Here is a 12,721-nt window from a genome sequence, read left to right on the forward strand (position 1 = left end):
ATGTTAAGAGTTACAATTTAGAAAATTTAATAGATATTATATAGATAGAGTACAACTTATTATTAAATAAAGTTTCTGTAGAAATTGTTAAATAAAAAAGCTTGTTTTATATAATACTAATGTTATACAAAAGACAAAATAGTATAACTGGAGGTTAAGTTATGGAAGAGCGCATTAATAATCAAGAAGAGCATAACAATAAAAAGAAGAAGAGCATTGTACACTCCGAAGCATTTCCGGGAATTCTTTTAGTTATTGCAACGGTACTAGCTTTAATTTTAGCAAATACTCCATTAGATAAATATTATGAATACATTTTAAAGGATATAGGATTTGGTGAGTTTAATCTTCATGTATTGATTAATGATTTTCTTATGGCGATATTCTTCTTAGTTGTAGGTTGCGAGATTAAGAGAGAGGCTGTATTTGGAAAGTTATCAAATATAAAAGCGGCATCTTTTCCTATTATTGCAGCTATAGGAGGAATGGTTGCACCGGCTATAATATTTACTTTATTTAATTATAATAGTGGATTTGAAATTGGTGCAGGAATACCATTATCTACAGATATAGCTTTTGCTATAGGTATCTTTACAATTTTAAGTAAGAGGTTGAATCCATCATTAAAAGTATTTTTACTTACTTTAGCAGTTGTAGATGACCTGCTTTCTATAGTTATTATAGGTATATTTTACTCTTCAAAGTTTAATATAACAGCAATTATTGCAGCTATAGTTCTTATAGTAATATTATTTTTAATAAAGCCTTTAAATAAGAAAAATAGACTTTGGCCATATATGATAGTAGGTTTTTGTTTATGGCTAGCAACATACTTTAGTGGAATACATGCAACTATAGCAGGAGTTATCCTAGCTTTAAGCTTACCATTAACTAAAGATGGTAATAAATCAAATGATTTAAGTCTTAGAGTACAGCATGGACTTGAACCTTTAACAAATTACTTTATATTACCTTTATTTGCATTTGCTAATACAGGTGTAAATTTAAGCGGTTCAATAAACCTATTTAAGGAATATCCTCTTATGACAGGCATAGTTTTAGGATTAGTTATAGGAAAGCCTATTGGTATTATGACATTTACATATATAGCAAGTTTGTTTGGAATAACTAAAAAACCAAACAATGCTAGCTGGTTTGATGTATTTGCAGTCTCTGTTCTTGCAGGTATAGGATTTACAATGTCTATATTTGTGTCAGAGCTTGCTTTTAAAGGATCTTTAGAAGAGTTAAATGCATCAAAGGTATCTATTTTATCAGCATCTGTTATATCTATAATCTTTGCTTTTATAGTATCGCTTTTTAATAAGAAAAAGGTAAAATAGACTATATTAAATAATAATTATTATTGATTAACTTATCAAATGAATATATAATGTATTTAAATAAGATAGTTGAGAGGAGTTGGGGATACTTGACTAAACCAATTAAGAAAAAAGATTTGATAATCATTGGTGGTGGACCCGCAGGATTAACAGCGGCTATTTATGCAGCAAGAGCTAATTTAGATATGCTGCTTTTAGAAGATAAAATCCTAGGAGGACAGGTGCGTAACAGCTATACTATAGAAAATTATCCAGGGTTTAAGAAGATAAGTGGAGCTGAACTTGCAGATTTCATGCAAAGCCAAGCAGAAGAAGTAGGCGCTGTTATAGACGAGTTTGATGTAATTGAAAGAGTTGACTTTAGTGGAGAAGATAAAATAATTGAAACTGGAGATTATATTTATCATGCTGATGCAGTAATTATAGCTACAGGAGCAAATCCAAAGAAGCTACCTATTCCTAATGAGAAAAAATTTGAAGGCAAAGGCGTGCATTATTGTGCTGTATGTGATGGCGCAATGTATAAGGATAAAGTTGTAGCTGTAGTTGGTGGAGGAAATGCTGCTTTAGAAGAGGCAACATTCTTAAGCAGATTCGCTGAAAAAGTATATATTATAAGAAGATACGATTACTTTAAAGGTGAAAAAGCTACTCTTGATGATGTTATGAACAATCCTAAGATAGAAGTATTATTTAATGAAGACTTAGTTAATGTAGAAGGTAGCAATTTTGTTGAAAAAGCTATAATAAGAAATACTAAGGATAATACAGAAAGAGAAATAGCGATTGAGGCTGTATTTGGATATATAGGAACTGAACCTAAGACAGATTTAGTTAGAGATTTTATTAAGATGACTAGAACTGGATATATTGTTACAGATGAAAGTATGATGACTAATATCAAAGGTGTATTTGCTGCAGGAGATGTAAGAGAAAAAGAATTCAGACAAATAACTACTGCAGTAGCTGATGGAACAATAGCTGCATTAGCGGCAGAAAAGTATATAGTAGATAAGAGGAGAGAAAAATAATGATAAAAATATATTCAACATCATGGTGCCCATCTTGTGTAAAGGCAAAGAGATTCTTTGAGATGAAGGGTTGGGAGTACGAAGAAATAAATGTTGCTGATAAACATGAAGATAGAGAAGAAGTAATGAGAGTTTCAGGACAAAGAACAGTTCCAGTTATAGATATTGATGGAGAAATAATTGTAGGTTTCGATAAGAAAAAGATTGAAGAAGCAATGGAATAATAATCTTTGCTGAATGAAAAGATAAGGGATTTAGTTAGATTTATAAATCTGACTAAATCTTTTTTATTCTTTAGGAAATTATATATTTAGAGATATAATATACGGAATAATTTTAATATTAGGTGAGTTAAATTATAGACTAATAAAAATAGGAATTTTTAATAGAATTTAATAAAGATAATAGTTTGTAAAATAAGTATGGTAGTTACTTGATATATAGAAGACACTTTATAAGATATTTAAGGAAAGGCTAGTTTATGGAGATAATAAAAGTTAATTAGAAAGGGGTTAAAGTTATTAATTTATTAGGTAAAGGAAAAGGTGGGTATTCATATTTAGTAACTGATGATAAAGAAAAATACGTTGTAAAACAAATTCATCATGAGCCTTGTGAATATTATCAATTTGGAAATAAAATAGAAATAGAGTTAATTGATTGTTATAACCAAAATAAATGATAATACTTAGTACAATTTTTTTACTGAGATTGTACTTTTTCTATGTAAAAATTAATAATTATATAGGAACATTACATACAAAAAGTTAATAAGAGAATAAGATTATAAGTTTAATTAAAAAGAGCATCTAAAAAGAGAGATGCTCCTTTTTTATGTGAATTATATTTAAGTAAGTATATCGTTAATTAGTAGCTAGAGTATCATAAGTCTTCCAAAGCTGATAGCCCTTTTTACCTTCAAGCTTTACGTAGATAGTATCTGTGTCATCTTTATTATAGTAAGCTGTTGTTGAATTTGTGAATTTATATATGTCGCTTTCACCTATAAGCTTTTCACTGTTTCCGCTGAAAAAAGAGATTCTAGCCTTTTTATAACCGTTAGGTAGAGCGGTTTCAACCTCTTCATAATCGAAGTAATAAGGAGTATTTTTAACTATTATTAACGGCATTAAAACTCCATCATCAGTTAATAGAGGCTTATAAGTACTGTTATAAGCTGCAAGGAACTTTTGACCTTCTGAGTCAACCATAAGAGCATCACCGCTTTTAGTATATTCCTGCAATGTAGCACCTTTTTCTAGATATTCATCAATAGGATATTTATTAGGGATATTATCTTGATTAACTTCTGTAGTACCACAAGAAACCAATGATGATACTGATATTCCTAATATGCAGATTATTAAAAATTTCTTCATACCTTTTCCATCCCCTTTATTATTGTGAACAAATATATATATATCTTAATATGATTATATGACAGTTATTTAGTAAATATCTTTGTTAAATTTTAAAAACTAATTATATGATGAAAAGTTTTAGGAGATATTACTTTACTCTTAAAAATAGAAAAAATAGCATATGTATGTAATTAAATGGTATAATTAACGAAGTTGTTAAAATAATTAGCTGAAGGGGGCAAAGGCTATGAATGAAAAAACATTAACTAAAAATAAACTATGGACAAGGGATTTCACCATTATTACTATTGGATCAATTATATCAATGCTAGGGAATGCAGTATCAGGATTTGCTATTGGTTTAGTAGTTCTTGACTACACAAATTCTACTTTCTTATACGCATTATTTATGGTTGTATATAATCTACCTAAAATTGTAGTACCGTTATTTGCAGGACCATATTTAGATAGATTTTCTAGGAAAAAGGTGATTTATACTTTAGATTTTTTATCTGCAGCAATTTATACGGGAATATTTTTCTTTATTAATAGTGGTAATTTCAGCTATGGAATATTAATAATTGTAAGTCTTTTTATAGGTTTAATAGATGGAATTTATATGGTGGCTTATGACAGTTTTTATCCTAATTTAATTTCTGAAGGAAATTTCTCAAAGGCATATTCTATTTCAAGTATGATTTATCCATTATCAGCATTTATGGTTCCAGTTGCGTCATTTATATATAATTCTATGGGTACAGCAGCATACCTTTTCTTATTTAATGCTATATCATTTTTTATTGCAGCATGCTTTGAGGCTACTATCAAATATAAAGAAACTCATATGTCAAAAGAAGAGCAAAAAGGCTTCGATTTTAAAGGATATAGGGATGACTTTAAGGAAGGTTTATCTTATATATGGGCCGAAAAAGGGCTTCTTGTTATAACTGTCTATTTCTGTTTAACAATGTTTGCAGGCAATGCAACACAAACAGTTTTATTACCTTTCTTTAAGAATAACTCTCAGTTGTTTACAAAAAGTACTATAGATGTTGTTACTTTATTTACTTTTGTAACAGGTTGTGGGGTAATAGGTAGGCTTATTGGAGGAATGATACATTATAAGTTTAAATATCCTACAAGTAAAAAGTTTATGATAGCTATTACAGTATATATGTCTATTTCTATAATCGAAGCAATTCAGTTATTCTTACCAGTAAAGATTATGATGTTATGTTTCTTTATAACTGGAATAATGGGAGTTACTTCATATAATATAAGAATTTCAGCAACACAAAGTTATGTTCCAGATGACAAGAGAGGAAGATTTAATGGAATATTTAATATGATATGTGCAGCTGGAGGAATATTAGGACAACTTTTAGGTGGAGGAATGGCAGAGTTTATTAGTGAAAGATCTGTAACTGTAATTTTTTCTATATTCAACATATTTGCAGTAATTTTTGTAATGTATAGAGGAAGAGAGTACGTTAAGAAGATATATAATCGTAAGGTATAAGATAGTAATATCACTGATGTAGTGGTCAAAAGGTGTTTTTATGGGATAAGTAAAGAGGGGATAGAAGATGAGATTAATAGATAATATATATATAGCAGAAATGATATTAATGCTTAGCAGCACTGTGATTAATGTTTTATTTCTGGCAGGTTTTATATCAGATGCATACGTTCAATATGGATTTATCTTAGTAATTTTATGCGGGATAGGAATAAACTATTTACTTATGAAAGAGAAAAATAATAAGAAAGAGAAGGTAGTTAAGCTAAGGACTAAGAAAAATATTTTATCAATTATTATTGTAGTAGTAATTTGTTTAAGTTGGATAACAACTTATTATTTAGCAATATTTAATAGGTGATTATAGTTGAATTTAAATCTTAATTAATAATTAAGATTATGTAATTTTACTATTATAAATTGAAAAATTAATATATAATAGTTAAGGGGTTAATTAGATATTTCTTATTTGGAGGTAATTAAATGGAATTTTTAGAAATTATAAAAGCCATAATACTAGGAATTGTAGAAGGTATTACAGAATGGCTACCTGTTAGTAGTACAGGACATATGATATTAGTAGATGAGTTTTTAAAACTAAATGTATCACCAGAGTTTATGGAGATGTTTTTAGTAGTTATCCAGCTTGGTGCTATTATGGCAGTTGTTATTTTATATTGGAAGAAGATTTTCCCGTTTACATTTGATAAAAAGGGGATGCATATAGAAAAAGAAACTTTCTCTATGTGGTTTAAAATAATAGTTGCTTGTTTACCAGCTGCAGTAGTTGGACTTTTATTTGATGACTACCTTAATGCATTATTCTATAATCCAACAACAGTTGCAATAATGTTAATTTTATTTGGTATTTTATTTATAGTTGTTGAAAACTATAATAAAGGTAAGAGACCAACAATTAACAGTTTAGCAGATATTACGTATACTACAGCTATAATTATTGGAATATGGCAACTTATAGCGGCAGTATTTCCAGGAACTTCACGTTCAGGAGCAACTATAGTAGGAGCATTATTAATTGGGGTATCTAGAACTGTAGCAGCTGAATTTACATTCTTCCTTGCTATACCAGTTATGTTTGGTGCAAGTGCATTAAAGCTACTTAAGTTTGGATTTAGCTTCACAGGAAATGAACTTATGTTATTAGTTGTAGGGTTAGTTGTTGCTTTTGTAGTATCAGTATTAGCAATTAAATTCTTAATGACATATATCAAGAAGCATGATTTTAAAGTATTTGGATGGTATAGAATCGTACTTGGTATAATAGTTCTTGCATATTTCTACATAATTAAATAATTGTATTTAAAGGATTGTCTATTAGTGACAATCCTTTTTTTATAGAGATTTTTAGATAGTTTCAAAAATATTCATATAAAGCTTGGATTATATTAGATATAATTATAGAGAGATTTAATTAAAAGGTAGAATATTGTATAGTAATTTACACTGTATTTTTGTATTGGCGGTGTATAAACAATTTTAGACTACTTTAAGGAGAGGGAAGTATAGATATGGTAGAATTTTTAAGGGCTAGTGAGAAAGATTTAGACAAGCTTTATAAGGTTATAAGGAATGCTTTTGATGAGGATAAGAAAAATTACGGCAGTGGACCTGAATATTATGAAGATAAAAATAAATTAAAATATTATTTAAGCAATTTAACATGTTACAAGGCTGTTATTGATAATGAGATAATTGGTGGAATGATTATATTTAATCTAGGTGGAGGACGATATAGACTTGGAGCTATTTTTATTGATACAGAGCATCAAAATAAGGGGATAGGCACAAAGGCCATAGAGTTTTTAGAGGAAACTCATAAGGATGCAGAAGTATGGGAATTAGATACTCCCTATAAAAATTATAGAGATCAGCATTTTTATGAAAAATTAGGTTATAAAAAGGTAGCAGAAACAGTTGCTGAGAAAAATGGTTTTTACCTTTTTATATATGAAAAGATAATTCGTAGAAGTGTATTTAAGTAAAGATGGGATAAACTCTTTATTTCTTTATTAACGTATCATTAATATATATATATTATACCAATTGAGGCATTAATTGTAGCGTATTATGTTCCTGAATTTCCATAAGATAAAGGTATCATATAATTAAGGAGAAAAATTTATGAACAAATATGCAAATCAAAGTAAACAACAAGGACAACAAAATTCTATGCAGAGCAATGCTATGGGAAATCAAAACCAAGGACAAATGCAAAGCAGTGCACAAATAGACCAAAATATTGAAAATTACAAAAAACAACAACAAAAAAATTCACTTCAATAGTGAAAAGCTAAAGCTTAACCTAAATGTCACGGGTTATTTAGTGATTTAGATAAAAGAGTTCATTAAAAAAATAGGCTGTATCTAAAATTGCACAGCCTATTTTTATTGCTTATTATTTAGAAAAGTTATCTATGAAAGAAATCATATTCTATTATGGAAAACTTATTTCTTTTGAGAAAAGAAATAAAATTACTAGTTAAGATAATTTACAAATTCCTTATGAAGGTCACCTTTAAGGTTGAATTCTAGCTCTTTAAGAACTGTATTTATAGCTTTTAGAGTTATATAAAGCTTTTCTTCATAGCAATTTTCACCCATATGACCTATTCTAAAGATTTTATCTTGTAAGAAGTCAAATCCTCCAGCAATTATAATGTTATGTTCAGAATATAATTTATTAAATAAATCTTTATAGTTAATTCCTTCAGGAACTAATACTGTAGAAACTGTATTAGAGTGACAGTCTTTAGATAATAATTCTAAGCCACATTCTTTAACAGCATATCTACAAGCTTCAGCATAACGTTTATGTCTTTGAAGTACATCTTTATCTCCTAGGAAATTATCTAGTGCTTTATCAAAGGCATAAATATCGCTTATAGGTTGAGTATATGGAAACCATTTATTTTCATACCAATCATTCCAAATTGTAAGGTTAGCATAGAAACTTCTTATAGGTGTTTCACGGCTATTCATAGCCTCTATAGCATCTTCGCTAATGCTTAGGAAAGTTAATCCAGGAGGAGCTGAAAGACATTTTTGAGAGCCTCCTAGAGCTATATCGATATTCCATTCATCAACTTGTATTTCTTCTCCGCCGATACTTGAAACTGAATCAACTATTGATAATATATTATATTTCTTTAATAGAGGACAGATATCTTTTATTGGATTTGTTATACCAGATGGAGTCTCACAGTGAACTACAGTTGCAACTTTAAAGTCATGATTTTCTTTTAAGAATTCTTCTAATTTTCCTATGTCTATTCCACGATCTCTTTCACCACTGAAAAATGTTACTGTTCCACCATACATTTCTGCAAAATCTTTAAAACCATATCCAAAGATACCATTTTCAATACAAAGGACTTTATCACCTTCTTCTATTAGTGAAGCACAAGCAGCTTCAAGGCCAAGTATTCCTTCACCATCTAAGATTAGAACTTGGTTTTTTGTATGCATTATATTTTGAAGTTTTTCACAGGTGTTTTTATAAAAATCATAAAATTCAATATCTAAGTCAGGATTTGTTATCGGTTTTCCCATAGCTTCTCTGACATTTTCTCTTATAAACGTTGGTCCTGGTGTCATTATTAATTTATCCATAGCTTTTAACCTCCCTAAATCTCTGTTTTGATATGTCTTACTTTAAATCCAGCTTTAAGAGCGACTGAAACTGGCACTGCAATTACTGTTCCTACGATACATTGCATTGTATTGCCCCATATTGATTGAAGAGGAACTATCCAGTTACCATATAAGATTCCTTCAGTTATATAGTAACCTAAAATCATAGTAATAAAGGCTAGTGCTAGTCCTATACCAGTGTAAAAAATACTTTGTTTTTTGCTATTAGCTTCTTTAAAAGACCAAGTACCAATAGCGTACCCCATAATAAATCTAATAATTAATGTAAATGGTGCCCAAACTACCCAAGCACTTGTTAAATCAAATAATGCCATTCCTATACCACCAGAAATTGCCCCGGCCTTTTTACCAAAAACCATTGCTATAGTAAAGAACATAACATTTCCTAAATGAAATAAACCTCCACTTGTAGGTCCAGGAATATTAATAAATCTAGTAGCTACATAAACCAAGGCGATAAACAATCCGTACATAGCTATTTCTTTTGCATTAAATTTTTGTTTAGAATTAGTAGTCATAAAATTAAATCCCCCTTATTTATTACGTATAATTTAAATCATAATACTATCATAGGATAAAGATGGAATAATGCAAGTGTATCGATACAATGTTAGTTTAATTATATGTAAAGATGAAAGATATGCTTAGGTGAAATTAAAAATTGACTTTGTAAATGGGAAGAAGTAATTAGAGGATAAATAGCTGGAAAAGTGTTTTTATTTTATAGGTAAAATGCATAACAAATTTTTATGAAAATACTTGACAAAAATGATATTTTAATGTCGTAAAATCATAGGAAGTTTAATAAATGACTGTAAGTTAGTGAAATAGAGCGTTTATCTATATGTTGTATATCTGATGATAAAAAAACATATATATAGTGTATAAAACGAAGATTTTAGATAGGAAATTAAAGATTTTTAATGAAAAATTCGTTGAAATTGGGATTGGACAAATATGCAGAAATTTAGTAGTTGGAGTATAATAATTTAAGTGATAATTATTAAATTTTTAAAAAGTAAGAAGATGAGAAAATGGGTTTAGGGGGATACATAAAGCATGGATATAATGAAAAGAGATGGTAGCATCGTTGAGTTCGATAAATCTAAGATTCGTGAAGCTATAATGAAATCTATGAAAAATGGTAGTGGTATTGTTATGCCAGATATAGCTAGACTAATAGCAAATGATGCAGAGAAGCACTTTAGCAAAGAAAAGGAAATGGCTACTATTTATAAGATAGAAACTTATGTTTATGATAGATTAGTACATTATGGACAATCAGTAACTGCTAGAGCTTATGAAGGATATAGAGCAGTTCAGGAATTTAAGAGAAATACAAATACTACAGATGAAAGTATTTTAAATCTTCTAGATAGAAACAATGAAGATGTAATGAAGGAGAATTCAAATAAAAATCCTGTTGTAGCAGCTACACAAAGAGATTTAATAGCTGGTGAGGTATCTAAAGATATTTCAAGAAGAAAGCTTATACCAGCACATTTAGTTCAAGCGCATGATGAAGGGGCAATTCACTGGCATGATATGGACTATACATTATCTCCTATATTTAACTGTTGTTTAGTCAATTTAGAGGATATGTTTGAAAATGGTACTGTAATAAATGATAAGTTAGTTGAAACGCCAAAATCTTTTGGAACAGCTTGTACAGTAGCTACACAAATAATAGCTCAAGTTTCATCTAATCAATATGGTGGTCAAAGTATTACAATAAAGCATTTAGCTAAGTATTTAAAAGTTACAGAAGATAAAGCTTATAAGTTTTATATAGATAAATATAAAAATGAAGAGTTAGCAAAATCTCTTGCTAAAGATATGAAGATGAAGGATTTAAGAGATGGTGTTCAAACAATAAGATATCAATTAAGTACACTTCAAACTACTAATGGGCAAGCACCGTTTAGTACAATTTATTTAGAGATCGAAGTAGGTCATCCATATGAAGAGGAAATGGCTTTAATATGCGAAGAAATGATAAAACAAAGATTAGAAGGGATGAAGAATTACAAAGGTCAAGTAATTGGAGAAGCATTCCCTAAGTTAGTTTATCTTCTAGATGATCATAATTGTCTTGAAGGTGGTAAATATGATTACATAACAAAGCTTGCAGCGGAATGTACTGCTAAAAGATTAGTTCCAGATTATCAATCTGCAAAGATAATGAGAGAGAACTATGAAGGGAATACTTTCCCACCAATGGGTTGTAGATCACATTTAAGTCCATGGAAAGATGAGAATGGAAATTACAAATGGTATGGCAGATTTAACCAAGGTGTTATTTCTTTAAATTTACCACAAATAGCTATAGTTGCTGAAAAAGATATGGAGTTATTCTGGGAGATGTTAGATCAAAGATTAGAGATGTGTAAAGAAGCTCTAATGATTAGACATAATATGTTACTTGGAACTTCGTCTGATACATCACCTATCCACTGGCAACATGGAGCTATTGGAAGACTTGAAAAAGGGGAAAAAATAGACAAGCTTCTTAAAAATGGCTATTCAACATTATCATTAGGTTATGTTGGAATTCATGAAATGGTTCAAGCAATGATAGGAGTTTCTCATACTACACCAGAAGGTGAAAAGTTTGCCCTTGAGGTTATGACTCACATGAAGAATAAGTGTGATGAATGGAAGAAAGAAACAGGACTAGGATTTGGGTTATATGGAACTCCAGCAGAAAGTTTAATTTATAGATTCTGTAGATTAGATAGAGCGAGATATGGAGAAATTCCTAATGTAACTGATAGATTATATTATACAAACTCATATCATGTTCATGTTTGTGAGAATATAGATGCATTTAGTAAATTAAAATTTGAATCTCAATTCCATTCAATAAGTAATGGTGGATGTATTTCATATGTTGAAGTACCAGATATGAGTAAGAATTTAGAAGCAGTTGAGGCTGTAATTAATTTTATTTATCATAATATTCAATATGCTGAAATAAATACTAAACCTGATGTATGCTATGAATGTGGATATACTGGTGAAATTCAATTAGATAAAGAAAGCTTAACTTGGTTCTGTCCTTCTTGTGGAAACAAGGATGAAGAAAAAATGCAAGTTATGAGAAGAACTTGTGGATATATAGGAACAAATTTCTGGAATAAGGGAAGAACGGCAGAAATTGGAGATAGAGTTCTTCATTTATAATAGTTAAAATTTAATAATTAAAAGTTAATAATTAATGAAAAAAGCCAGCATAAAGCTGGCTTTTAAACAATTTTTTTGAGGAGTGATACAGGTGAATTATTCTCAAATTAGAAAATTTGATGTTACAAATGGTCCTGGAATTCGTACAACTCTTTTTGTAAGTGGATGTACTAATAACTGTCCAGAATGTTTTAATAAAGAGCAACAAGATTTTAATTATGGTCAAAAGTGGGATAGAGAAACTGAAGAAAGTTTTTTATCTTATGTAAAAAGTCCCAATGTTGTTGGGGTAAGCATATTAGGTGGTGAGCCTATGGAGCAGACAATGGATTCTTCCTTAGTAGATTTATTAAGAAGAATTAAAAAAGAAACAGGAAAGAGTATTTGGCTTTGGTCTGGTTTTACATATGAAAGTATAATTCAAGATGAAAAAAAGAAAGAGATTTTAGAATGTATCGATGTGCTTGTAGATGGTAGATTTATAGTAGCTCAGAGAAATCTTAATCTTAAATATAGAGGTTCAGAAAATCAAAGAGTTATTAATGTACCTAAGTCTTTAGAAGAGGGAAAAGTAATAAGTGAAATTTAATCGAAAATAATTTATCGTTTTTA

At 29.3% G+C, this 12,721-nt stretch carries 13 protein-coding genes; 10 read left to right on the forward strand and 3 right to left on the reverse strand.

The annotated features are described in order from the left end of the window. The first annotated feature begins 161 nt into the window (after window positions 1-161). The 3 genes from nhaA (at window position 162) to ARA56_RS05395 (ending at window position 2,598) form a co-directional block, all read left to right on the forward strand. Window positions 162-1,343: a Na+/H+ antiporter NhaA gene (gene nhaA / locus ARA56_RS05385; protein WP_055264631.1), complete on the forward strand. Its 1,182-nt coding sequence runs from the start codon at window positions 162-164 to the stop codon at window positions 1,341-1,343. Between the two features lie 89 nt (window positions 1,344-1,432). Next, window positions 1,433-2,374 carry a thioredoxin-disulfide reductase gene (gene trxB, locus ARA56_RS05390; RefSeq protein WP_055264632.1) on the forward strand — a complete coding sequence of 314 codons (942 nt, stop codon included), beginning with the start codon at window positions 1,433-1,435 and terminating at the stop codon, window positions 2,372-2,374. Beyond that, a complete protein-coding gene (locus tag ARA56_RS05395; RefSeq protein WP_055264633.1) occupies window positions 2,374-2,598 on the forward strand; it encodes a glutaredoxin domain-containing protein in 225 nt (74 codons plus the stop codon). The genes trxB and ARA56_RS05395 overlap by 1 nt, the downstream gene beginning before the upstream one ends. A 639-nt stretch (window positions 2,599-3,237) precedes the next feature. Here ARA56_RS05395 and ARA56_RS05400 read toward each other — a convergent pair. Then, window positions 3,238-3,753, reverse strand: coding sequence for a hypothetical protein (locus ARA56_RS05400; protein WP_055264634.1), 516 nt, complete (start codon window positions 3,751-3,753; stop codon window positions 3,238-3,240). Between the two features lie 229 nt (window positions 3,754-3,982). Here ARA56_RS05400 and ARA56_RS05405 point away from each other — a divergent pair, with 229 nt between their 5' ends. The 5 genes from ARA56_RS05405 to ARA56_RS16615 all read left to right on the forward strand — a co-directional run bounded on the left by ARA56_RS05405 (window position 3,983) and on the right by ARA56_RS16615 (window position 7,558). Next, a complete protein-coding gene (locus ARA56_RS05405; RefSeq protein WP_055264635.1) occupies window positions 3,983-5,254 on the forward strand; it encodes an MFS transporter in 1,272 nt (423 codons plus the stop codon). Between the two features lie 67 nt (window positions 5,255-5,321). Further along, entirely contained in the window at window positions 5,322-5,615 is a 294-nt protein-coding gene (locus tag ARA56_RS05410; protein ID WP_055264636.1) for a hypothetical protein, read from the forward strand. 122 nt (window positions 5,616-5,737) lie between these two features. Next, on the forward strand, window positions 5,738-6,568 hold the full coding sequence (locus ARA56_RS05415) for an undecaprenyl-diphosphate phosphatase (protein WP_055264637.1): 831 nt from the start codon (window positions 5,738-5,740) through the stop codon (window positions 6,566-6,568). A 215-nt stretch (window positions 6,569-6,783) separates the two neighbouring features. After that, window positions 6,784-7,257 carry a GNAT family N-acetyltransferase gene (locus ARA56_RS05420; protein ID WP_055264638.1) on the forward strand — a complete coding sequence of 158 codons (474 nt, stop codon included), beginning with the start codon at window positions 6,784-6,786 and terminating at the stop codon, window positions 7,255-7,257. A gap of 139 nt (window positions 7,258-7,396) precedes the next feature. Next, complete coding sequence (locus ARA56_RS16615; RefSeq protein ID WP_156334255.1) at window positions 7,397-7,558, forward strand: hypothetical protein; 162 nt, start codon at window positions 7,397-7,399, stop codon at window positions 7,556-7,558. A 192-nt stretch (window positions 7,559-7,750) separates the two neighbouring features. Here the strand turns inward: ARA56_RS16615 and ARA56_RS05425 are convergent, their stop codons facing one another. Both ARA56_RS05425 and ARA56_RS05430 read right to left on the reverse strand, forming a co-directional pair. Continuing rightward, on the reverse strand, window positions 7,751-8,884 hold the full coding sequence (locus tag ARA56_RS05425; protein ID WP_055264639.1) for a pyridoxal-phosphate-dependent aminotransferase family protein: 1,134 nt from the start codon (window positions 8,882-8,884) through the stop codon (window positions 7,751-7,753). 14 nt (window positions 8,885-8,898) lie between these two features. Continuing rightward, a complete protein-coding gene (locus tag ARA56_RS05430; RefSeq protein ID WP_055264640.1) occupies window positions 8,899-9,444 on the reverse strand; it encodes an ECF transporter S component in 546 nt (181 codons plus the stop codon). A 541-nt stretch (window positions 9,445-9,985) separates the two neighbouring features. Between ARA56_RS05430 and nrdD the strand changes: the two genes are divergently transcribed. Both nrdD and nrdG read left to right on the forward strand, forming a co-directional pair. After that, window positions 9,986-12,109, forward strand: coding sequence for an anaerobic ribonucleoside-triphosphate reductase (gene nrdD, locus ARA56_RS05435; RefSeq protein WP_055264641.1), 2,124 nt, complete (start codon window positions 9,986-9,988; stop codon window positions 12,107-12,109). 91 nt (window positions 12,110-12,200) lie between these two features. Then, window positions 12,201-12,698 carry an anaerobic ribonucleoside-triphosphate reductase activating protein gene (gene nrdG / locus ARA56_RS05440; protein ID WP_055264642.1) on the forward strand — a complete coding sequence of 166 codons (498 nt, stop codon included), beginning with the start codon at window positions 12,201-12,203 and terminating at the stop codon, window positions 12,696-12,698. Window positions 12,699-12,721 lie beyond the last annotated feature (23 nt).

Source organism: Clostridium disporicum (genome assembly GCF_001405015.1).
In the GTDB taxonomy this organism is placed as follows: Bacteria; Bacillota; Clostridia; order Clostridiales; family Clostridiaceae; genus Clostridium; species Clostridium disporicum_B.

What these genes read in the sequence shown, in the direction of transcription:
- nhaA (WP_055264631.1), top strand. Translation starts at nt 162, where the DNA reads ATGGAAGAGCGCATTAATAATCAAGAAGAGCATAACAATAAAAAGAAG.
- ARA56_RS05395 (WP_055264633.1), top strand. Translation starts at nt 2,374, where the DNA reads ATGATAAAAATATATTCAACATCATGGTGCCCATCTTGTGTAAAGGCA.
- ARA56_RS05400 (WP_055264634.1), bottom strand. Translation starts at nt 3,753, where the DNA reads ATGAAGAAATTTTTAATAATCTGCATATTAGGAATATCAGTATCATCA.
- ARA56_RS05405 (WP_055264635.1), top strand. Translation starts at nt 3,983, where the DNA reads ATGAATGAAAAAACATTAACTAAAAATAAACTATGGACAAGGGATTTC.
- ARA56_RS05410 (WP_055264636.1), top strand. Translation starts at nt 5,322, where the DNA reads ATGAGATTAATAGATAATATATATATAGCAGAAATGATATTAATGCTT.
- ARA56_RS05415 (WP_055264637.1), top strand. Translation starts at nt 5,738, where the DNA reads ATGGAATTTTTAGAAATTATAAAAGCCATAATACTAGGAATTGTAGAA.
- ARA56_RS05420 (WP_055264638.1), top strand. Translation starts at nt 6,784, where the DNA reads ATGGTAGAATTTTTAAGGGCTAGTGAGAAAGATTTAGACAAGCTTTAT.
- ARA56_RS16615 (WP_156334255.1), top strand. Translation starts at nt 7,397, where the DNA reads ATGAACAAATATGCAAATCAAAGTAAACAACAAGGACAACAAAATTCT.
- ARA56_RS05425 (WP_055264639.1), bottom strand. Translation starts at nt 8,884, where the DNA reads ATGGATAAATTAATAATGACACCAGGACCAACGTTTATAAGAGAAAAT.
- ARA56_RS05430 (WP_055264640.1), bottom strand. Translation starts at nt 9,444, where the DNA reads ATGACTACTAATTCTAAACAAAAATTTAATGCAAAAGAAATAGCTATG.
- nrdD (WP_055264641.1), top strand. Translation starts at nt 9,986, where the DNA reads ATGGATATAATGAAAAGAGATGGTAGCATCGTTGAGTTCGATAAATCT.